The following is a 21,196-nucleotide window of genomic DNA, read 5'->3' as shown; positions in this document are numbered from 1 at the left end:
GAACACCAGGACCGGCCAATCACGTGAGCTCCTCTTCCTCCACCAGGCGCCTGCCGCACCCCCAGGTGCGGCAGGGGGGCCGTGGCGCTTACCGTCTGGTCCGTACCCCGCCAGCCGCCGTGGACCCCCCTCGTCTGGACGCGGCACAGCGCGCCGTGGTTGACCACCGGAGCGGGCCCCTGCTCGTCCTCGCCGGTCCCGGCACCGGCAAGACCACCACCCTCGTCGAGTCCGTGGCCGCCCGGATCGCCCGCGGCGCCGACCCCGAGCGCATCCTGGTCCTGACCTTCAGCCGCAAGGCCGCCGTCGATCTGCGCGACCGCATGGCCCTGCGCATGGGCGCCGCCCGCGCGCCCCGCGCGACCACGTTCCACTCGTACTGCTACGCACTGGTGCGCGCCCACCAGGACAGCGGCCTGTTCACCCAGCCGCTGCGGCTGCTCTCCGGCCCCGAGCAGGACGTCACCGTCCGCGAGCTGCTCGCCGGACAGCCCGAACTGCAGCGGCTCGGGCCGGCGCATGTGCGCTGGCCCGACGAACTGCGCGCCTGCCTGACCACACGTGGCTTCGCCGACGAGGTCCGCGCGGTCCTCGCCCGCAGCCGCGAGCTGGGCCTCGGTCCCGGCGCGCTGGACGCCTTCGCCCGCCGTATCGGCCGCCCCGACTGGCGCGCCGCGGCCGCGTTCCTCGCCGAGTACCTGGACGTGCTCGACATGCAGGGCGTGATCGACTACGCGGAACTGGTCCACCGCGCGGTCCTGCTCGCCCGCCGCCCCGAGAACGCCGCACGCCTCGCCGCCCGGTACGACGCCGTGTACGTCGACGAGTACCAGGACACCGACCCCGCCCAGGTACGGCTCCTGCACGCGCTGGCCGGCGGCGGACGGACCCTGGTCGCCCTCGGCGACCCCGACCAGTCGATCTACACCTTCCGCGGTGCCGACGTGAACGGCATCCTCGACTTCCCGGCGGCCTTCCCGCGCATGGACGGCCGCCCCGCCCCCGTCGAGGTGCTGCGCACCTCCCGCCGCTCCGGCGCCGCCCTGCTGGCCGCCACCCGGCTGATCACCCAGCGCATGCCGCTGCCCCGGCTGCCCGCCGACAAGGTCCGCGCCCATCGCGAGCCGGCCGCCGTACGGGACGGGGGCCGCGTCGAGGTCTACACGTACCCGACACCTGGTACAGAACTGGACAACATTGCGGACATCCTGCGGCGCGCGCACCTGGAGGACGGCGTCGCCTGGAGCGAGATGGCCGTCCTGGTCCGGGCCGGCTCCCGCACCCTGCCGACCCTGCGCCGCGCCCTCACGGCGGCCGGCGTCCCGCTCGACATCGACGGCGACGACCTGCCCCTGCGCCACGAGCCGGCGGTGGCCCCCCTGCTGACGGCTCTGCGCGCGGTGGCCACGGCGGAGGCCCGGAGCCACGGGGACAACGCGGGCCCGTCCGGTGCCCAGAGTGAGGGCGCTTCGGAGGAGCCCGAGGAGACTGCCTCTGAAGAACCACACGAGGAAGCTGCCTCTGAAGGCGAGGCCGTCGCTCCTGGGGACGCCGCCCCGGAAGACGTCGCAGAGCGTGATCCGGACACCTCCTGGCTCGACACCGAGACCGCGCTCACCCTGCTCGCCTCCCCCCTCGCCGGCATGGACCCGGCCGACCTGCGCCGCCTCGGCCGTGCCCTGCGCGAGGAGGAGCGGGCGGCCGGCAACCCGCTGCCGCCCCCCTCCGACGTACTGCTCGCACGGGCGCTCGCCGAACCCGAGCGCCTGGCCGTGCACGACCCGGCGTACGCGCGCGGGGCGCAGCGCCTCGGCGCGCTGCTCCGCAAGGCCCGCGAACGGCTCGCGGGCGGCGGTACGGCCGAGGAGGCGCTGTGGGACCTGTGGGAGGGCACGCCGTGGCCCGGGCGCCTGGAGCGGGCCGCCCGCCGCGGCGGCGCGGCCGGCCGCAACGCCGACCGGGACCTGGACGCCGTGTGCGCGCTGTTCGCCACCGCCGCGCGCGCGGAGGAGCGCACCGGGGGCCGTGGCACGCTGAACTTCCTGGAGGAGATCGAGGCCGAGGACATCGCCGCCGACACGCTCACGCGCCGCGCGGTACGTCCCGACGCCGTCCGTCTGATGACCGCGCACCGCGCCAAGGGCCTGGAGTGGCGGCTGGTCGTCGTCGCCGGTGTCCAGGAGGGCCTGTGGCCCGACCTGCGCCGCCGCGGCTCCCTGCTCGAGGCCGACCGCATCGGCCGCGACGGACTCGCCGAACCGCTCACCCCGGGCGCACTGCTCGCCGAGGAGCGCCGCCTGTTCTACGTGGCCGCCACACGCGCGCGTGAACGCCTCGTCGTCACCGCGGTGAAGGCACCCGCCGACGACGGCGACCAGCCCTCCCGCTTCCTGACCGAACTCGGCGTCGAGCCGAAGGACGTCACCGGCCGCCCCCGCCGCCCGCTGTCCGTGGCCGCGCTCGTCGCCGAGCTGCGCGCCACCACGGTCGATCCGCGCGCGTCCGCCGCCCTGCGGGAGGCCGCCGCCCGCCGCCTGGCCCGGCTCGCCGCCCTCGCCGACGAAGACGGCCGCCCGCTGGTGCCGTCCGCGCACCCCTACCGCTGGTGGGGCATGTACGACCCGACGGAGAGCAAGGTGCCGCTGCGTCACCGGGACCGGCCGGTCGTGCTCTCGGGCAGCGCCCTCGACCAGCTCGCCAACACCTGTGCGCTGCAGTGGTTCCTGGGCCGCGAGGTGAAGGCCGACGCCCCGGCCACCACCGCACAGGGCTTCGGCAACGTCGTCCACGTCCTCGCCGACGAGGTCGCCTCCGGCCGCAGTCCGGCCGACCTCGACGTCCTCATGGAACGCCTGGACTCGGTGTGGAACGCGCTCGCCTTCGACGCGCCCTGGAAGTCGCAGCAGGAGAAGGACAACGCGCGCGTGGCGCTCGAACGCCTCCTGAACTGGCATGTGCTGGACCGCACCGGGCGCACCCCGGTGGCGAGCGAGCAGGACTTCGACGTCACCCTCGAAGCGGGCGACTACCAGGTCCGCATCCGCGGCCAGATGGACCGCGTGGAGACGGACGGCGAGGGACGCGCCTACGTGGTCGACTTCAAGACCGGCAAGCAGGCGCCCAGCGCCGCCGAGGCGGCCCGCCACCCCCAGCTCGCCGTCTACCAGCTCGCCGTCCACGAAGGCGCCGTCGACGACGCCTTCGACGGCGTACGCCCCGAACCCGGCGGCGCCGAACTGGTGCACCTCAGGCAGGGCGCCGCCAAGCGCGACGGAGGCGACACCCTGCCCAAGGTGCAGACCCAGGAGCCGCTGTCGGGGGAGTGGGTCGGCGAGCTGCTGGCCACCGCCGCCGGCAAGGTCCTCGACGAGCAGTTCGCGCCGAACACCGGCCAGCACTGCACGCACTGCGCGTTCCGCGCCTCGTGCAGCGCCCGGCCCGAGGGGCGGCACGTGGTCGAGTGAGTGCCGGCAGGTGCTGGGGTGACGCACGGCACCACAAGGGCTGACCTGCGCTTCTTCCTTCCCGATGGGCGGATGCGTCCGCGACTGTCAGTGCCCGCCGCTAGCCTCTTTCGACATGCCCGCCCGTATCACCGACCCCGAGCAGCTCAACGAGCTCCTCGGCATCCCGTTCACCCCGGAGCAGACGGCCTGCATCACCGCGCCGCCCGCCCCGCAGGTGATCGTGGCCGGAGCCGGGTCGGGCAAGACCACCGTGATGGCCGCTCGCGTGGTCTGGCTGGTAGGCACCGGCCAGGTCGCCCCCGAACAGGTCCTCGGCCTGACCTTCACCAACAAGGCCGCCGGCGAGCTGGCCGAACGCGTCCGCAAGGCGCTGATCAGGGCCGGTGTCACCGACCCCGATGTCATCGACCCGGACAACCCGCCCGGCGAACCGGTGATCTCGACGTACCACGCCTTCGCCGGCCGCCTCCTCACCGACCACGGCCTGCGCCTCGGCCTGGAGCCCACCTCCCGGCTGCTCGCCGACGCCACCCGCTACCAGCTCGCCGCGCGCGTGCTGCGCGAGGCCCCCGGCCCCTACCCCGCGCTGACCCGCTCCTTCGCCGACCTCGTCAGCGACCTGCTCGCCCTCGACTCCGAACTCGCCGAACACCTCGTGGACCCCGAGGAGCTGCGCACCTGGGACGCGGACCTGCTGCGCACCCTCCAGAGCGCCAAGCTCACCAACGCCGATCTGCGCAAGGTGCCCGAGACGGCCGCCGCCCGCCGCGAACTGGCCGACCTCGTCCGCCGCTACCGGACGGCCAAGCGCGAACGCGACCTGCTCGACTTCGGCGACCAGATCGCCCTGTCCGCCCGCCTCGCCGGCATCCCCGAGGTGGGCCGGTTGCTGCGTGAGGAGTTCCGCGTGGTGCTCCTGGACGAGTACCAGGACACCTCCGTGGCCCAACGCGTCCTGCTGGCGGGCCTGTTCGGCGGCGGCACGGGCCATCCCGTGACCGCCGTCGGCGACCCCTGCCAGGCCATCTACGGCTGGCGCGGCGCCTCCGTCGCCAACCTGGACGACTTCCCCGCGCACTTCGCCCACGCCGACGGCCGCCCCGCCACCCGGCAGGCCCTCAGCGAGAACCGCCGCAGCGGCGGCCGCCTCCTCGACCTCGCCAACGGCCTCGCCGAACCGCTGCGTGCCATGCACGCGGGCGTGGAGGCCCTGCGCCCGGCCCCCGGCGCCGAGTACGACGGCACCGTCCGCTGCGCCCTGCTACCCAGCCACGCCGACGAGATCGACTGGATCGCCGACTCGATCGCCCACCTCGTGCACACCGGCACGGCCCCCGGCGAGATCGCCGTGCTGTGCCGCACCGCGACCGACTTCGCCGAGATCCAGGGCGCCCTCGTCGCCCGGGACGTCCCCGTCGAGGTGGTCGGCCTGTCCGGGCTGCTGCACCTGCCCGAGGTCGCCGACCTCGTCGCCGTCTGCGAGGTCCTGCAGGACCCCGGCGCCAACGCCTCCCTGGTGCGCCTGCTGACCGGCCCGCGCTGGCGCATCGGCCCCCGCGACCTCGCCCTGCTGGGCCGCCGCGCCCGCCTCCTGGTAGCCCACGCGCGCGTGGACGACACCGACGACCCCGACCGCCGGCTCGCCGCCGCCGTCGAAGGGGTCGACCCGGCCGAGGTGATATCGCTCGCGGACGCCCTCGACACCTTCCTCGAAGCACCCATGGACGCCGAGGCGGATGACGACGCGCTGCCGTTCTCGCCGGACGCGCGCGTGCGCTTCGCACGCCTGGCCGCCGAGCTGCGCGACCTGCGCCGCTCGCTGTCCGACCCGCTGATGGACGTCCTGCACCGCGTGCTCGCCGTCACCGGCCTTGAGGTGGAGCTGTCGGCGTCCCCGCACGCCCTGGCCGCACGCCGCCGCGAGACCCTGTCCAACTTCCTGGACATCGCCGCGTCCTTCGCGGCCGGCGACGGCGAGGCCACCCTGCTCGCCTTCCTCGGCTTCCTGCGCACCGCCGCGCAGTACGAGAAGGGGCTCGACAACGCCCTGCCCGGCGGCGAGAACACCGTCAAGGTGCTCACCGCCCACAAGTCCAAGGGCCTGGAGTGGGACGTCGTGGCCGTTCCCGGACTGGTCAAGGGCACGTTCCCCAGCGCACAGGGCCGCGAGAAGTGGACGGCGCAGGCCAAGGTGGTGCCGCACGCCCTGCGCGGCGACACCGACACCCTGCCCGACGTCGACGGCTGGGACACGCGCGGCATGAAGGCCTTCCACGAGGCCATGAAGGACCACCAGCACACCGAGGAGCTTCGCCTCGGCTACGTCACCTTCACCCGCCCCCGCTCCCTCCTGCTCGGCTCCGGCCACTGGTGGGGGCCCAGCCAGAAGAAGCCGCGCGGCCCCTCCGACTTCCTCCAGGCCCTCCACGACCACTGCGCCGCCGGACACGGCGAGATCGAGGCGTGGGCCGAGGAGCCCGCCGAGGACGAGGAGAATCCCGCCCTGCACACGGCCGGCGCCGACCAGGTGTGGCCCCTCCCGCTGGACGCCGCCGCCCTGGCCCGCCGCCGTGCCGCCGCCGAGACCGTCCTCGCCCACCTGGACGCCCTCGCCGCCCAGGACACCGCCCCCACCTCGGCCACCCACGACCCCGGCGCCCTGGACGACCCGGACTGGCCCGCACCGCCGGAAGAAGAGGACGGTTACGGTGAGGGCCCCTACAGCGAGGAACCGTACGAGGGTGAGCCCCGCGCCGGGGGCCCGTACGACAAGGACCTGTACGGGGACGAGTTCCCGTACGACGACGGCCCCGACGCACAGGATCCCGACGGGTGGGACTCCTGGAGCGCCGAGCGGCCGACCGTCCCCCACCAGGCGCCCGCACCCGCCGCACGCGCCCCGCGCACCCCCGACGGCCCCGCACCCGATGCCGCCCTCACCTCCGACACCGTCGTGTCCGAGACCACCCTCACCCCCGAGGAGGCCCGCACCATCGCCTCCTGGGACCGTGACCTGGACGCGCTCACCGGAGAACTGCTGCGCGCCCGGCAGACCGTCACCGACGTCCCGCTGCCCGCCGCGCTCACCGCCTCCCAGCTGCTGCGCCTGGCCGAGGACCCGGACGCGCTCGCGCAGGAACTCGCACGCCCCATGCCACGCCCCCCGCAACCGGCCGCGCGCCGGGGCACCCGGTTCCACGCCTGGGTCGAGGCCCGCTTCGAGGAACTGACGCTGCCCCTGCTGGAACCGGACGAGCTGCCGGGCAGCGATGCCGAGATCGCCGACGAACGGGACCTGGAGACCCTGAAGGAGGCCTTCGAACGCACCGAGTACGCCCGGCGCACCCCCTACCGGGTCGAAGCGCCCTTCCAGCTCACCCTCGCCGGCCGCGTCGTACGCGGCCGCATCGACGCCGTCTACCGGCACGGCGACGGCGACGGGGCGACGTACGAGATCGTCGACTGGAAGACCAGCCGCACCCGCACCGCCGACCCGCTCCAGCTCGCCGTGTACCGGCTGGCCTGGGCCGAGCAGCAGGGCGTGCCGCCCGAGTCGGTCACGGCCGCTTTCCTGTACGTGCGCACCGGCGAGGTGGTACGGCCGCGTGACCTGCCGGACCGGGCCGCCCTGGAACGGCTCCTCACGGAAGACGCCGAAACGGCACACCGGGCGGTCTGAGTGTGACGAACCGCCCGCCGAGGATGTCGGTGCGGGCCGATAGGCTCGAGAGCATGAGCCAGACCCCGGACAGCGCCGTCCGCACGTACATCGAGCAGCACCGCGCCGCCTTCCTCGACGATCTCGCCGCATGGCTGCGCATCCCCTCCGTCTCGGCCCAGCCCGACCACGTGCCCGACGTACGGCGCAGTGCCGACTGGCTCGCCGCCAAACTCAAGGAGACCGGCTTCCCGACCGCCGAGGTCTGGCAGACCCCCGGCGCCCCGGCCGTCTTCGCCGAGTGGCCCTCCGGCGACCCCGAGGCGCCCACCGTCCTCGTCTACGGCCACCACGACGTGCAGCCCGCCGCCCGCGAGGACGGCTGGGACAGCGAGCCCTTCGAGCCGGTCGTCCGCGGAAACCGTCTCTACGCGCGCGGGGCGGCCGACGACAAGGGCCAAGTGTTCTTCCACACACTCGGCGTCCGCGCCCACCTCGCCGCCACCGGCCGCACCGCCCCCGCAGTCAACCTCAAACTGCTGATCGAGGGCGAGGAGGAGTCCGGCTCCCCGCACTTCCGGGCCCTGGTCGAGGAGCACGCGGGACGGCTCGCCGCCGAAGCCGTGATCGTCTCCGACACCGGCATGTGGTCCGAGGACACCCCGACCGTCTGCACCGGCATGCGCGGCCTCGCCGAGTGCGAGATCCAGCTGTACGGCCCCGACCAGGACATCCACTCCGGCTCCTTCGGCGGCGCCGTGCCCAACCCGGCCACCGCCGCCGCCCGCCTGGTCGCCGCGTTGCACGACGAGCACGCGCGCGTGGCGATCCCCGGTTTCTACGACGGCATCGTGGAGCTGACCGACCGCGAGCGCGAGCTGCTCGCCGAGCTGCCCTTCGACGAGCAGCGCTGGCTGGACACCGCCAAGTCCCGCGCCACCCACGGCGAGGCCGGATACAGCACCCTCGAACGGATCTGGGCCCGCCCGACCGCCGAGGTCAACGGCATCGGCGGCGGCTACCAGGGCCCCGGCAGCAAGACGATCATCCCGTCCTCGGCCATGGTGAAGCTGTCCTTCCGAATGGTCGCCGGGCAGGACCCCGACCACCTGGAGAAGGCCGTCCGCGCCTGGGCCGAGATGCAGGTGCCCGCCGGGATCCGGCACGAGATCCGGTTCGGCGCGGCCACACGCCCCTGCCTGACACCGCTCGACCACCCCGCACTGCAGTCCGTGGTCCGCGCCATGGGCCGCGCCTTCGAGAAGTCGGTCCGCTTCACCCGCGAGGGCGGCTCCGGACCCGCCGCCGACCTCCAGGAGGTCCTCGGCGCCCCCGTGCTCTTCCTCGGCATCTCCGTCCCCTCCGACGGCTGGCACGCCCCGAACGAGAAGGTCGAGCTGGACCTCCTCCTCAAGGGCGTCGAGACCAGCGCCTATCTGTGGGGTGACCTGGCCGAGCACTGGCGTCCCACGCCCTGACCGGCTGGCGCCGTACGGGAGGGCATCGCGCGCGGGGCACACTGGAGGGACCGCCCCGCCCGTCCCACCCGCGCCCGGCCCGGTGCCCTTCCGCCCACGTCCCGCCGATCCGCCCGCCGAACGAACCGCTGCACTGGGGGAGTTGGAAGCACCCGTGACCACCTGGACCGACGACACAGCCGACCGACCCATCTCGCTGACCGCTCCGAGCGGCATCGACCGCGCCGCCCACCACCGGCTCGACGAGGCCTGGCTCGCGGCGGCCTGGAGCCATCCCACGACCCGCTGCTTCGTGGTCTCCGGCGGCCAGGTGCTCATCGACGAGACACCGGACGGCCGCACCGAACTCGTCATGACCCCCTCCTTCGAGGCCCCGCTCACCGAGGCGCACCGCTACTTCCTCGGCATCGACGAGGACGGCGTCAGCTACTTCGCGCTGCAGAAGGACGCACTGCCCGGCCGTATCGACCAGTCCGCACGCCCCGCCGGGCTGCGGGAGGCCGGCCTGCTGCTCTCACCGCGCGACGTCGGGCTCATGGTGCACGCGGTCGGCCTGGAGAACTGGCAGCGCACCCACCGTTTCTGCTCCCGCTGCGGCGAGCGCACCGTCATCGCCGCCGCTGGTCACATCCGCCGCTGCCCGGCCTGCGGCGCCGAGCACTACCCGCGTACCGACCCGGCCGTGATCATGGCCGTGACCGACGCGGACGACCGCATCCTGCTCGGCCGCCAGGTCCACTGGCCCGAGGGCCGCTTCTCCACGCTCGCCGGCTTCGTCGAACCCGGCGAGTCCATCGAGCAGGCGGTGCGCCGGGAGGTGTCCGAGGAGGTCGGCGTCACCGTCGGCCCCGTCGAGTACGTGGCCAGCCAGCCCTGGCCCTTCCCCTCCAGCCTGATGCTCGGCTTCATGGCCCGCGCCACCTCGACCGGGATCGACGTCGACGGGGACGAGATCCACGAGGCCCGCTGGTTCTCCCGGGAGGAACTGCACGAGGCCTTCGAGTCCGGCGAGGTGCTGCCGCCCTACGGCATCTCCATCGCGGCCCGCCTGATCGAGATGTGGTACGGAAAGCCACTGCCGACGCGCAGCTTCGTCTGAGGCACAGCGCTGCCGACGAGACACAGCAGGGCGGCCCCCGACACGGGGGCCGCCCTGCTGCGGTCACCGCGGAAACCCGCGGAGCGTCACGCGGCGAGCTTCTGCTTCACCTGGGCGAGCGACGGGTTCGTCAGCGTGGAGCCGTCCGCGAAGAGCACGGTCGGGACCGTCTGGTTTCCGCCATTCGCCTTCTCCACGAAAGCGGCGGACTCCGGGTCCTGCTCGATGTTGATCTCGGTGTAGGCGATGCCCTCCCGGTCCAGCTGGCTCTTCAGCCGCCGGCAGTAGCCGCACCAAGTCGTGCTGTACATCGTCACAGTGCCCTGCATGTCTCTCGCGCTCCTCGGACAGCTCGGAAAATCGTCCAGGGGGAGAACGTACGCGAGCCGCCCGCCATTCCCACCCGGGGTATCCCACAGGCCTGGCACGCTGGGTGTCCACACGCCGCTGTGACGCTTGCCGCATTAGTACGACTATCTATGCTCGCCTGTGGACAACCGGCACGGCAGTCCCGGGCGACCTGGCAGCATGGCGGTGTGACAGCAGCAACGCACTCCACCCTCTTCCCGCAGGCACCGGACTCTGCCGACGCGGTGCTCGAAGGGCTCGACCCCGAGCAGCGCGCGGTGGCCACCGCCCTGCACGGCCCGGTGTGCGTCCTGGCCGGAGCGGGCACGGGCAAGACGCGGGCGATCACGCACCGCATCGCCTACGGCGTGCGTGCCGGCATCCTCCAGCCCTCCAGCGTGCTCGCCGTCACCTTCACCAACCGCGCCGCCGGGGAGATGCGCGGCCGGCTCCGCCAGCTCGGCGCCCACGGCGTCCAGGCCCGCACCTTCCACTCCGCCGCCCTGCGCCAGCTCCAGTACTTCTGGCCGAAAGCGATCGGTGGCGGCATGCCCCGGCTCATCGACCGCAAGATCCAGCTCGTCGCCGACGCGGCCGCAAGCCTCGGCACCCGGCTCGACCGGGGTGAGCTGCGGGACGTCACCGCCGAGATCGAATGGTCCAAGGTCACCCAGACCATCCCCGCCGACTACCCGTACGCGGCCGCGAAGGCCAGCCGCGAGGCCCCCCGCGACCCCACCGAGATCGCCCACCTCTACGCCGCCTACGAAGACCTCAAGCGCGACCGCGCCGTGATCGACTTCGAGGACGTCCTGCTGCTGACCGTCGCCATCCTCCAGGACCGGCACGACGTCGCCGAACAGGTCCGGTCCCAGTACCAGCACTTCGTCGTCGACGAGTACCAGGACGTCAGCCCCCTGCAGCAGCGGCTGCTGCAACTGTGGCTCGGCGACCGCGACAACCTGTGCGTCGTCGGCGACGCCAGCCAGACGATCTACTCGTTCACGGGAGCAACGCCCGACCACCTCCTGGACTTCCGCGCCCGGCACCCCGGCGCCACCGTCGTCAAACTCGTCCGCGACTACCGCTCCACCCCCCAGGTGGTCCACCTCGCCAACGGCCTGCTCGCACAGGCCCGCGGCCGCGCCGCCGACCACCGGCTGGAACTGGTCTCCCAGCGTGCCCCCGGCCCCGAGCCCGTCTACACCGAGTACACCGACGAGCCGGCCGAGGCCGAAGGCGCCGCCCGCCGCATCCGTGAGCTGATCGACGCGGGCGTCCCGGCCGCCGAGATCGCCGTCCTGTTCCGTACGAACGCCCAGTCCGAGACCTACGAGCAGGCCCTCGCCGACGTCGGCGTCCCCTACCAGCTGCGCGGTGCCGAGCGCTTCTTCGACCGGCCCGAGGTGCGCAAGGCCGGCATCGCCCTGCGCGGCGCGGCCCGCTTCGGCGGCAACGACTCCCTGCTGGACGACGCCGTGGACCTGCCCTCCCAGGTGCGCGCCGTCCTGTCCGGAGAGGGCTGGACCACCGAACCCCCGGCCGGCTCCGGCGCCGTCAGAGAGCGCTGGGAGTCCCTCGCCGCCCTGGTCGGCCTCGCTCACGACCTCGCCGCCGCCAGGCCCGGCGCCACCCTCGGCGACTTGGTGACGGAACTCGACGAGCGGGCCAACGCCCAGCACGCCCCGACCGTCCAGGGCGTCACCCTCGCCTCCCTGCACGCCGCCAAGGGCCTGGAGTGGGACGTCGTCTTCCTGGTCGGCATCGCCGAGGGCATGCTGCCCATCACCTACGCCAGAACCGACGAGCAGATCGAGGAGGAACGCCGGCTGCTCTACGTGGGCGTCACCCGGGCGCGGGAACGGCTCCACCTCTCCTGGGCGCTGTCCCGGTCGCCCGGCACCCGCCCCAACCGCAGACCCAGCCACTTCCTCGACGGGCTGCGCCCCGGCACCACGCCCACCGTCGGCCACACCGGCACCGCCGCCACAGGCGGCATCGAGCGCGGCACCACCACCGGCACCATCGCCGCCCCCCGGCGCACCCAGCGCACCCCCGCCCGCTGCCGGGTCTGCGGCCGCACGCTCACCGACGCCGGTGAGATGAAGCTGATGCGCTGCGAGGACTGCCCCTCGGACATGGACGAAGGGCTCTACGAACGGCTGCGCGAGTGGCGGGCCGTCCAGGCCGAGCGCAGCGGACAGCCGGACTTCTGCGTCTTCACCGACCGCACTCTGATGGCCATCGCCGAGGCGCGGCCCGAGACTCCCGCGGAGCTCTCCCGCATCCCCGGTGTCCTCAGCCGCAAGCTGCGCAGCTACGGAACGGACGTTCTGGCCATCTGCGCAGGCCGCGAGGCCGGGGAAGGCGACGAGGGCGACTGATACGAACTCGTCGAAAAAATAGTTTGCGCATGCCCCAGCAATCCCCATAGGTTCTAGGCACGGAAGCAGCGGCCTTCTCGAAGGGCCCACCTCCGTGATGTACTTGCATATCCGAACGGACTGATTCACCTCAGTCCCCAGAGACGCCGAGAGGAGGCGAGTCCAGTGATCAGCATCAACACCAGCACCATCAGCACGGCCAAACTGACCGATCGCTCGGCCGTCTCCCTGTGCATGCTCGGCGCCTCTCACCAGGGCACCGGTCTGTCCGGCATTCGTGCCGACCGTCCGGCGTCCTCCGTCGCTCTCGCGGGCCTTCCCGTCCGTGAGCGCAATGAGCGACCGACCAAGGCACTGGAAGCGGTAGGGGCACAGGCACATGCCTATGCCTTTGCGGCGGCCGGTGCCGGATTCCGGAAGCTGACGACCCAGCACCACCTGATGTGGGCCTTCCGTGGGCCAGAACCCTGGAGTGATCCAGCCTGATCCGATCAGGCCGGCGCCTTCAGGGCCGCGGAACCCCATCCGGGATCCGCGGCCCTTCTGTTTTCCCCGAACGGGGACGACGGAGCGAAGGGGCCTCGGGACAGGAAAAGAACCCGGTACCCAGCCGACACCCGGTCAACCGGCCGGACCGACCAGACGAGGAAGACCAACCGTGCAACTCGAAGCGCACGCCCCGTCCGTACCGCCTTCACAAACGATCCCCCCGCCCGGCCTCACGGAGGACTCCACCTTGATCCCCCTCACCGCGCTCACCGCGCTCGACGACGCCATCGAGAACCTCGGTGTACCCGTCCCCTGCCGCTCCTACGACCCGGAGGTCTTCTTCGCCGAGTCGCCGGCGGACGTCGAGTACGCCAAGTCCCTCTGCCGTACCTGCCCGCTGATGGAGGCCTGCCTCGCAGGCGCCAAGGAGCGGCGTGAGCCCTGGGGCGTCTGGGGTGGCGAACTGTTCGTCCAGGGTGTCGTCGTCGCCCGGAAGCGGCCGCGTGGCCGCCCGAGGAAGAACCCGGTCACGGCATGAACACCGCAGGAACGATCGACCGTCCCTTCACGCACGACCCCCAGAAGCAGGCCCCGATGAAGCCGTCCACCAGCGAGCCCGCAGGCTCCGCGACTGAAGACGTCACCACCACCGGCGCGACCGAAGCGCGCCAGAACAGGACCCGAGAGATGCAACTCATGCAAGAAGCCCTGGCTCGTGCGCATATGGACGAGCGACTCCATGACGCCGTGCGGGAACGCCGGGCCGTGCGCCTGGCGGTCGCCCAGCGGATGCAGCGCCGGGCCGAGCGCGCCTCGATGCGCGCCCGGCGGGCGCTCGCCATGGCGGTCATGCAGTAACGATCACACCTGCGGAAGCGGTGGCCTCCCGGCCTGGGAGGCGAAGCCTTCTCGCGCGGGGGCCGGTCCGGCCGAACGGACCGGCCCCCGCGGTGCGTTGCGCGGGCGATCGGCCGCCGGCGGAGTTATCGTCGCCAGGTGACGAGTCTTCCCGGAGGAAGTGAACAGGGCGGCTCCACCCCGGAGCGCCGCGTGCTCGTGTGCGCCCGCTGCGGCACCCCCGCCATCGGCTCCCAGCCGGCCACCTGGACCTGCTCCGTGGAGAACGGCGTCCGCCAGTACTTCTGCGACACCTGCTCCAGGGAGAACCTGAGGGCGATCGAGGGGCGGCTGGACTCGTCCTGGTGGTGAGCCGCTTCCCCGGGGGCCCTCCCCCTCCCCCTCCCCCCGCCCACCCCTCCCACTTTCACGCACAGCACGGCGCGCCTCAGCCCCCGACCACGTCCTCCCGGGTCTCCCGGACGACGCCTCCGCCGCGGACTCCTTCCCACACGCCCTCCCAGGCGTCCCGGATCACGCCTCCGCCGCGGACTCCTCCTCGGGCAGCTCCTCACCGGGGACGCCGGGCTCGAACCCCGGCAGCCACTCCTGCAGTTCCTCCCGGAGCCGTACCGTGGCACCCAGTTGGCACAGGACGCCGATCGTGCTCAGAGTCACCCGATGGATCAGCAGATAGGAGGGCGGCAGGTTGAGCCGCTTGCCCAGCTGGTAGGCGGGAGAGCGGGGGTCGGCGATGCGGGCGGCCTGGTTGCGCATCCAGGTGCGGTTGAAGGTGAACGCCTCGATCCGGGCCGGTTCGATGATCGGCAGCAGGTAGTCGAGGACCGCGTCGGGATCCAGCTCTATGGACTCCTTCACGAATCCTTCCTCGCAGAGGAGTTCGTAGACCGTGTCGGCCTCGCCGTCCAGCGTCATGCGGAGCGAGATGCCGATCGGCAAGGGCAGTCCGCCGGGCAGCCGGTCGACGGTGCCGAAGTCCAGGACGCCCAGGCGCCAGTCGTCGTCACCGGCCGGGCCGCCGGGCAGCAGCCGGAAGTTGCCCGGATGCGGGTCGGCGTGCAGCAGGCCGGTGCGGGCCGGGCCCGAGAAGAGGAACCGGGCCAGGAGCTGGCCGGCGCGATCGCGCTGCTCCCGGGTGCCGTCCGAGATCACCTCCGACAGCGGGATGCCGTCGATCCACTCGGTCACCAGGATCTGCTCGCACTGGTGCACCACCGCCGGGACCACCACGTCCGGGTCGTCCGCGAACTCCTCCGCGTGGACCGTCTGGGCCTGCGCCTCCAGTGCGTAGTCCAGCTCCTCGGAGACGCGGTCCCGCAGCTCCGCGATGAGCGGCTTGATGTCCATGCCGGGAATCAGCGGCCCCAACAGCCGGGCGAAACGGCTCAGCTGACCCAGATCGGAGAGCAGGGCCTCGCCGGCGCCCGGGTACTGCACCTTGACCGCCACCTCACGGCCGTCGTGCCACACCGCCCGGTGCACCTGCCCGATCGAGGCCGCGGCGGCCGGCTTGTCCTCGAACTCCTCGAACAGATCTCGCCAGTCCGGACCGAGCCGGTCCTCGAGCACCCCGTGCACCGTGCGGGTCGGCATCGGCGGCGCCGCCTCCTGGAGCTTGGTCAGCGCGGCGCGGTAGGGCCCGGCGATCTCCTCGGGCAGCGCGGACTCGAAGACGGACAGGGCCTGCCCGAACTTCATCGCACCGCCCTTCAACTCGCCCAGCACCTTGAACAGCTGCTCCGCCGTGCGCTGTTGCAGTTCCCGGCCGACGATCTCCGCGGACTCGCCCACGATCCGCTTGCCCAGCCCCCAGGTGGCCCGGCCGGCGAAGCCGAGCGGGAGCGCGGCGAGCTTGGCGGTCCGGGTGACCGCCTTCCGGGGAAGATCAGACATGCGCCCTCCAAGTCCCAGTCGGCCGCGCCGCGCCTGTTGTGCGTCGTCGCTCCGGCGACGGCCGTTGCACCGCCATTGTCGCGCGTGCGTCGCCGCCGGTTGAGGAGTGCTCCTCTTTAGGTCTCTCCGCAGCGCCGCACCCGCATGCCGGATGCGGCCGGACGGGTCGGGCGTGCCAGTTCAGCCCGGGTGCGGACACCTCCCAGCGGGTGCCCGTGCTGGACGGCGACTGCTCGTCGAGGAAGGCGAGCGCGTGCGCCGCGGCCAGTCCGGCGACCGCGGTGGCCAGCGTCAGATCGCAGGCCGGGACCCGGTGGGCCCTGGCGCACCGCCACTGGACGGTCAGCCGCGGCCAGTCCGGGTCACGGTCCGCGCGGTCGAGGTGCAGACAGCGGGCGCAGGGCGACTCGCCGGGGAGGACGAGCGGTCCGACGACTCCGGTGTTCTCCACGACACCGGCGTACAGGTGGGGCGTTCCGGAGGCCAGGAGCGGGTCGGCGTCGGCCGGGTCCGGTGCGTGCACGGCGACATCGTCGCGGTGGGTGAGGATCACCAGGGAGAGCCCGGGGTCGTGGGCGCCGGATCCGGGGGAGTGGGCGCGGCGCGGGGGGCGGTCGGGTGCGGCACGGCGCACGGCGGCCCGTGCCGCCGTGTCCCGTCGCTCGCCGAGCGACTCGGCGGGCAGCCCGCCCGGCGCCACGTCCCACGGCTCCACGCGTCCCGCGTCGTGCACGTCGACCTCGCCGACCCCGGCGCCCGACAGCACCGACGCCAGGACCGCGCCGACCCGTCCCGCGCCCCGCACCTGCACCCGCAGTGCGCGGCGGGCGGCGAGCCGGGCGAGTGCGCCGCCGGGTTCGGTCGTGGTCAGGGACAGCGCGGCGAGGTCGGGGCGCAGCCGCCGCAGGACGTCCGTCCTGGCGCGCAGCGCGTCGGCGGCCGGTCCGCCGCCGCGCGCGTCGTCGACCAGGCCCGCACGGGTCAGCCGTGCCAGCAGGGTGTCGACATGGCCGGCCGGGAGGTCCATGCGGTGGCCTTCCTCGCGGAGCAGCGGCAGCCCGCGGGTGCCGTTGAGCAGATCCAGGAAGTCCCGCGTGGCGGGGTCCATCGGTCCCAGTGTCAGCGCGTGCGCCGGGGTCATCCCGAACTGCGCGGTCTCGCGATCACGCCAGCCGCGCCGCAGCGCGGGCTTCATCACCGGATGCATGACTGGCCCCCCGTATCAGTGGAAAGCATCCCGAACATCTCGTCGCCGGTGGAACCGGTCACGCTCCCCCGACGCCTGCCAGCATGCCGCGCCAGGCGGTCCGGCGCCGAGAGTTATCCACAGGTTGGGGGTGTCAGTCACACAAAATGGCCGGACGAAGTGCGTCAAACGGGCGGCAAATGGGTCAGAAGAAGACGGCAAACCGCCCGTGCGGTACCCCGTAAACCGGATGTGCGGATCAGCCGGAGGAATCATAGGAATCAAACGCATGGTGGGGGATCGGCAGCGAACCGTTCCGGAGCCGGGACTTCGGCCCTGCGCAGCGGGTAACGTCGGGGCGTGCCCGCCGACCCACTGCACCGCGCCGGAAATCCACAGCGCAGCACGACGAGTCAGCCGCCCGGCGGCTCGGGGGCGAGCGCGATCGAGGTCCGCAGGAGTTCCCGGCGCCGCCGGACGGTCTCCGCGTACCGCGAGGGCGATCGCACCGTCGTACTGATCCCCGCCCGGATGTCGAAGGCGGAGGAGCAGCGCTGGATCACCGTCATGCTCGACAAACTCGCCGCCCAGGAGAGCAGGCGGCTGCTCGGCGACGCCGAACTCGCCGAGCGTGCCGAGCGGCTGTCGGCCCAGTACTTCGACGGCCGGGCGCGCCCCGCCTCCGTACGCTGGGTCACCAACCAGAACACGCGCTGGGGTTCGTGCACCCCGGCCGAGGGCAGCATCCGGCTCTCGCACCGGCTGCAGGGGATGCCCGAGTACGTCGTCGACTACGTCCTCTGCCATGAGCTGGCGCATCTGCTGGTCCCCGGTCACGGGCCGGACTTCTGGCGGCTGCTGGAGGCGTACCCGCGCACCGAGCGGGCCCGCGGCTACCTCGAAGGGGTGGTCGCCGCGGAACGGCTGCCGCATGTGCCCGGGGCGCGCGGGGAGTGAGCCGAGCGCCGTCCGTCCCCCTCCGGGCGCGGTTGTGTACCGGGTCTGTACCGGCCGCGTCCGCTGTCGGACTTTGCCGTTAGCCTGGCGCGACGCACTCACATTCGGGATGGGGGACGGTCGTTACGCATGGCCAGGGAATTCCAACGCGGCCACAAGGCCAGGATCAGTGACCTCACGGCGGGCACGGATCTGTACGTAGGCGTGCAGATCTCCGCCCCCGGGCTGACCTTCGACATCAGCTGCTTCGGTCTGGACGCCGACGAGCGCCTCTCGGACGACCGGTACTTCATCTTCTTCAACCAGCCGAAGTCCCCGGAGGAGTCCATCCAGCTGCTGGGTGCCCAGGCGGGCGACACCGAGTCGTTCCGGGTCACCCTGGACCGGATCCCGTCGCAGATCCGCAAGCTGTCCTTCACCGCGACCATCGACGGCGCCGGGCAGATGTCGCAGATCGCCCCCGGCTACCTGCGGATCGTGGCGGGCGGCGAGGAGGTCGCGCGGTACTCCTTCAACGGCACGGAGTTCTCCACCGAGCGGGCCGTGATGCTCGGCGACATCTACCTGAAGGACGTCTGGCGGTTCGCCGCCGTCGGGCAGGGCTTCGACGGTGGACTGGACGCGCTGCTGAAGAACTTCGGTGGCGAGGTGCTGGAGGAGGAGGCGCCCGCCGCCCCGCAGCAGCCGCAGACCGGTGCCGCCCCCGGCTTCGCCCCGCCCGCGCAGGCCACGACCCCGCCTCCGTTCGCTGCCCCCGCCGCTCCCGTCCCCGCGCCCACGCCGGCGCCGCAGCCCGCCGCCCAGTCCTTCGCGCCGCCGCCCGGAGCCACGCCCCCGCAGGGCTTCACACCGCAACCCGGCCAGACCCCGCCCGGCCACACGCCGCCCCCGCCACCGGCCCCGGCGCCCGCGCCGAACGTGCACGCCGCGCCGACGGTCATCGCCCCCATGACCCCGCCCGCCGGCGGCACCGTCCCGCCGCCCGCCCCGGCCCCCGCACCGTACGGACAGCCCCAGCAGCAGCCGTACGGCCAGCCGCCCCAGCAGCCGTCCTACGGCGGTCAGCCGGCCGCGCCGCTGCCGCCGGGTTACGGCCAGCAGCCGCCCTCCTACGGCGGCCAGCCCACCGCGCCCATGCCCCCGGGCTACGGGCAGGTCCCCGGCCAGCAGCCCGCCGGCTACGGAGTGCCGCAGGGCGCCCCGCAGGGCGGTGCCGGCGTGACGGCCGCGCTCCAGGCGTTCAAGGAGACGCCGACCGGGCAGCGCTGGACGCAGCAGAACAAGAAGCTCGTCCGCGTCGACCTCGGCATCGGCGGGCAGCCCGTGCTGGCCCGGCAGGGCAGCATGGTGCTCTACCAGGGCAAGGTCGACTTCAGCTACAAGGGCGCCGGGTTCGCCGGGCGGATCGTCGGCAACGCCACCGGCCAGGAGATGCAGCTGATGCGCTGCACCGGCAACGGCCAGGTGTTCCTCGCCGAGAACGCGACCCATGTGCACCCCGTCGAGCTGCAGGGCGACGCGATCTGCGTGTCCGCGGAGAACGTCCTCGCCTTCGACGAGACCCTGCAGTACGAGGTGCGCCGCATCGAGGGCCACGGCATCCCCGGCGGCGCGCTGTTCACCATGCAGTTCCAGGGCACCGGCACCATCGTCGTCAAGACGCACGGCACGCCCGTGGTGCTGCCGGTCACGCCGACCACCTTCGCCGACTGCAACGCGGTCGTCGCCTGGTCGGCCGCCGCCCAGGTGATCGTCTCCAGCCAGGTCCGCATGCGCCGCAACGCCTATGCGGGCGACACCGGCGAGAGCGTCAACCTCCAGTTCCGGGGCGCGCCCGGCAACTTCATCGTCGTCCAGCCGTACGAGGTCTGAGGGAGCCCGTCATGAACCAGCCGCTCGCGGGCTACGCTCCCGCACCCGTCACCGCCCGCATGGAGAACCACGGCAGCCACATGCTCAAGGTCGCCATGCAGACCGGGAACGACCTCCTCGCGCGCGTGGGCTCGATGGTCGCCTACGAAGGCTTCATCCAGTACGAGCCCAACCCGCCGGCCGTCCGCCAGATCGCCCGCGACTGGATCACCGGCGAGGGCGCGCCCCTGATGAAGTGCACCGGGGACGGCCTGCTCTACCTGGCCGACTACGGCGCCAACGTCGTCGTGATCAACCTCAACGGCGACGGCATCTCCGTCAACGCCACCAACCTGCTCGCCTTCGACGCCCACCTCAGCTGGGGCGTGGAACGGGTCAAGGGGCTCGCGAAGTTCGCCGGGCAGGGCCTGTGGAACACGAAGATCTCCGGGCAGGGCTGGGTCGCGCTGACCTCCCGGGGCGAGCCGATCGTCGTCGACTGCGGCGGTGGCGAGGACGAGACGTACGTCGATCCCGACGCGCTCGTCGCCTGGTCGCCGAACCTGAGGGTGAAGGGCAAGCGCAGCTTCAAGGCGCAGTCGCTGATCGGCCGGGGCAGCGGCGAGGCCTACCAGATGGCGTTCTCCGGCCAGGGCATCGTCGTCGTCCAGCCCAGCGAGGACAGCACCGACCGCCTCCGGATCCGGGGCTGAGGGGGAGTCAGAAAGCCATGCAGAGCCCGCTTTTCGCGCACAACGACGTCCAGACGCAGGAGCGCTGGAGCCTGCAGAACGCGCAGCTGCTCCGCGTCACCCTGGAAGGCCATGACGACATCCTCGCCCGCAAGGGCACCATGGTCGCCTACCAGGGGCTGATGGAGTTCGACGCCGAGTACCAGAGCAACAACCAGGCACGCGCGCGTGCGTACACCGGCGAGGGCCTGGACCTGATGCGCTGCCACGGGCAGGGCACGGTGTATCTCGCCAACCTCGCCCAGCACGTGCACATCATGGACGTCGAGCAGGACGGGCTGACCGTCGACAGTTCCTACGTCCTCGCCATGGACTCCTCGCTGCACTACGAGGTCGTCGCCGTCGACAGCCTCTACGGCATCTCCGGCTCCGGGAAGTACCAGCTGAACATCACCGGGCGCGGCAAGGTCGCGCTGATGACCTCCGGCGCGCCGCTGCTGATGCAGGTCACGCCGGACAAGTACGTCAACTGCGACGCGGACGCGATCGTCGCCTGGTCCACCGGGCTGCGCGTGCAGATGCAGGCCCAGACGCATTCCTCCGGGGTGTGGCGCCGGCGCGGCAGCACCGGTGAGGGCTGGGAGCTGAGCTTCATGGGCTCCGGTTTCGCGCTGGTACAGCCCAGCGAGCTGCTGCCGCCGCAGAACGCGGTGATCGGGCAGGGCCTCGCCGCCCAGTTCGGCATGGGGCAGCACGGGGCGCGCGGGCAGAACCAGGGGAACGTCTGGAGCTAGCCGTGTGCAAGGGGTGACCGACCAGGCGGCCACCCCTTACGC

The 21,196-nt window shown here is 72.7% G+C and carries 16 protein-coding genes; 13 read left to right on the top strand and 3 right to left on the bottom strand.

Annotation, left to right across the window (positions count from 1 at the left end; translation table 11 throughout):
• Positions 1-23: 23 nt before the first annotated feature.
• The 4 genes from SRB17_RS14325 (at position 24) to nudC (ending at position 9,702) form a co-directional block, all read left to right on the top strand.
• Complete coding sequence (locus tag SRB17_RS14325) at positions 24-3,464, top strand: ATP-dependent DNA helicase (RefSeq protein WP_323375508.1); 3,441 nt, start codon at positions 24-26, stop codon at positions 3,462-3,464.
• 115 nt (positions 3,465-3,579) lie between these two features.
• Positions 3,580-7,146 (top strand): ATP-dependent helicase, encoded by a 3,567-nt coding sequence (locus SRB17_RS14320; protein WP_194294009.1) that lies wholly within the window; start codon positions 3,580-3,582, stop codon positions 7,144-7,146.
• A gap of 53 nt (positions 7,147-7,199) precedes the next feature.
• Entirely contained in the window at positions 7,200-8,603 is a 1,404-nt protein-coding gene (locus SRB17_RS14315) for a dipeptidase (RefSeq protein ID WP_153538607.1), read from the top strand.
• A gap of 154 nt (positions 8,604-8,757) precedes the next feature.
• Positions 8,758-9,702, top strand: a complete 945-nt coding sequence (nudC, locus tag SRB17_RS14310; RefSeq protein WP_323375506.1) for an NAD(+) diphosphatase — start codon at positions 8,758-8,760, stop codon at positions 9,700-9,702.
• An 86-nt stretch (positions 9,703-9,788) separates the two neighbouring features.
• On the opposite strand, the gene SRB17_RS14305 is transcribed toward nudC, so the two are convergent.
• Positions 9,789-10,031 (bottom strand): mycoredoxin, encoded by a 243-nt coding sequence (locus SRB17_RS14305; protein WP_030649619.1) that lies wholly within the window; start codon positions 10,029-10,031, stop codon positions 9,789-9,791.
• A gap of 150 nt (positions 10,032-10,181) precedes the next feature.
• Between SRB17_RS14305 and SRB17_RS14300 the strand changes: the two genes are divergently transcribed.
• The 5 genes from SRB17_RS14300 to SRB17_RS14280 all read left to right on the top strand — a co-directional run bounded on the left by SRB17_RS14300 (position 10,182) and on the right by SRB17_RS14280 (position 14,132).
• The gene (locus tag SRB17_RS14300; RefSeq protein ID WP_153538603.1) at positions 10,182-12,434 is read left to right on the top strand and encodes an ATP-dependent DNA helicase UvrD2; all 2,253 of its coding nucleotides are present in this window, start codon (positions 10,182-10,184) and stop codon (positions 12,432-12,434) included.
• A 165-nt stretch (positions 12,435-12,599) separates the two neighbouring features.
• On the top strand, positions 12,600-12,920 hold the full coding sequence (locus tag SRB17_RS14295) for a hypothetical protein (protein WP_323375504.1): 321 nt from the start codon (positions 12,600-12,602) through the stop codon (positions 12,918-12,920).
• Between the two features lie 172 nt (positions 12,921-13,092).
• The gene (locus SRB17_RS14290; RefSeq protein ID WP_037660091.1) at positions 13,093-13,461 is read left to right on the top strand and encodes a WhiB family transcriptional regulator; all 369 of its coding nucleotides are present in this window, start codon (positions 13,093-13,095) and stop codon (positions 13,459-13,461) included.
• Entirely contained in the window at positions 13,458-13,781 is a 324-nt protein-coding gene (locus SRB17_RS14285; protein ID WP_153538599.1) for a hypothetical protein, read from the top strand. Before SRB17_RS14290 ends, SRB17_RS14285 begins: the two co-directional genes overlap by 4 nt.
• Before the next feature lie 138 nt (positions 13,782-13,919).
• Positions 13,920-14,132 carry a hypothetical protein gene (locus tag SRB17_RS14280; protein ID WP_153538597.1) on the top strand — a complete coding sequence of 71 codons (213 nt, stop codon included), beginning with the start codon at positions 13,920-13,922 and terminating at the stop codon, positions 14,130-14,132.
• A 162-nt stretch (positions 14,133-14,294) separates the two neighbouring features.
• Here the strand turns inward: SRB17_RS14280 and SRB17_RS14275 are convergent, their stop codons facing one another.
• Both SRB17_RS14275 and SRB17_RS14270 read right to left on the bottom strand, forming a co-directional pair.
• Positions 14,295-15,674, bottom strand: a complete 1,380-nt coding sequence (locus tag SRB17_RS14275; RefSeq protein ID WP_153538595.1) for an ABC1 kinase family protein — start codon at positions 15,672-15,674, stop codon at positions 14,295-14,297.
• The gene (locus tag SRB17_RS14270) at positions 15,667-16,881 is read right to left on the bottom strand and encodes a TOMM precursor leader peptide-binding protein (RefSeq protein WP_153538593.1); all 1,215 of its coding nucleotides are present in this window, start codon (positions 16,879-16,881) and stop codon (positions 15,667-15,669) included. Before SRB17_RS14270 ends, SRB17_RS14275 begins: the two co-directional genes overlap by 8 nt.
• A gap of 339 nt (positions 16,882-17,220) precedes the next feature.
• Between SRB17_RS14270 and SRB17_RS14265 the strand changes: the two genes are divergently transcribed.
• From SRB17_RS14265 to SRB17_RS14250, 4 genes are all read left to right on the top strand, one after another.
• A complete protein-coding gene (locus SRB17_RS14265) occupies positions 17,221-17,817 on the top strand; it encodes a M48 family metallopeptidase (protein WP_323375502.1) in 597 nt (198 codons plus the stop codon).
• Positions 17,818-17,946: 129 nt separating this feature from the next.
• Positions 17,947-19,689: a TerD family protein gene (locus tag SRB17_RS14260; RefSeq protein WP_153538591.1), complete on the top strand. Its 1,743-nt coding sequence runs from the start codon at positions 17,947-17,949 to the stop codon at positions 19,687-19,689.
• A gap of 11 nt (positions 19,690-19,700) precedes the next feature.
• Positions 19,701-20,381, top strand: a complete 681-nt coding sequence (locus SRB17_RS14255; RefSeq protein WP_153538589.1) for an AIM24 family protein — start codon at positions 19,701-19,703, stop codon at positions 20,379-20,381.
• 17 nt (positions 20,382-20,398) lie between these two features.
• Positions 20,399-21,154, top strand: coding sequence for an AIM24 family protein (locus SRB17_RS14250; protein ID WP_153538587.1), 756 nt, complete (start codon positions 20,399-20,401; stop codon positions 21,152-21,154).
• The last annotated feature ends 42 nt before the right edge of the window (positions 21,155-21,196 follow it).

Origin of the sequence: Streptomyces sp. RB17 (assembly GCF_009604455.1) — a bacterium.
In the GTDB taxonomy this organism is placed as follows: domain Bacteria; phylum Actinomycetota; class Actinomycetes; order Streptomycetales; family Streptomycetaceae; genus Streptomyces.
The sequence above is the reverse complement of the archived record's forward strand: the minus strand, read 5'-3'. Positions and strand labels throughout refer to the sequence as shown.

Bases quoted from the DNA above. Each gene is read 5' to 3' on its own strand.
- SRB17_RS14320 (WP_194294009.1), top strand. From the start codon at position 3,580: ATGCCCGCCCGTATCACCGACCCCGAGCAGCTCAACGAGCTCCTCGGC.
- SRB17_RS14315 (WP_153538607.1), top strand. From the start codon at position 7,200: ATGAGCCAGACCCCGGACAGCGCCGTCCGCACGTACATCGAGCAGCAC.
- SRB17_RS14305 (WP_030649619.1), bottom strand. From the start codon at position 10,031: ATGCAGGGCACTGTGACGATGTACAGCACGACTTGGTGCGGCTACTGC.
- SRB17_RS14300 (WP_153538603.1), top strand. From the start codon at position 10,182: ATGCTCGCCTGTGGACAACCGGCACGGCAGTCCCGGGCGACCTGGCAG.
- SRB17_RS14285 (WP_153538599.1), top strand. From the start codon at position 13,458: ATGAACACCGCAGGAACGATCGACCGTCCCTTCACGCACGACCCCCAG.
- SRB17_RS14275 (WP_153538595.1), bottom strand. From the start codon at position 15,674: ATGTCTGATCTTCCCCGGAAGGCGGTCACCCGGACCGCCAAGCTCGCC.
- SRB17_RS14270 (WP_153538593.1), bottom strand. From the start codon at position 16,881: ATGCATCCGGTGATGAAGCCCGCGCTGCGGCGCGGCTGGCGTGATCGC.
- SRB17_RS14260 (WP_153538591.1), top strand. From the start codon at position 17,947: ATGGCCAGGGAATTCCAACGCGGCCACAAGGCCAGGATCAGTGACCTC.
- SRB17_RS14255 (WP_153538589.1), top strand. From the start codon at position 19,701: ATGAACCAGCCGCTCGCGGGCTACGCTCCCGCACCCGTCACCGCCCGC.
- SRB17_RS14250 (WP_153538587.1), top strand. From the start codon at position 20,399: ATGCAGAGCCCGCTTTTCGCGCACAACGACGTCCAGACGCAGGAGCGC.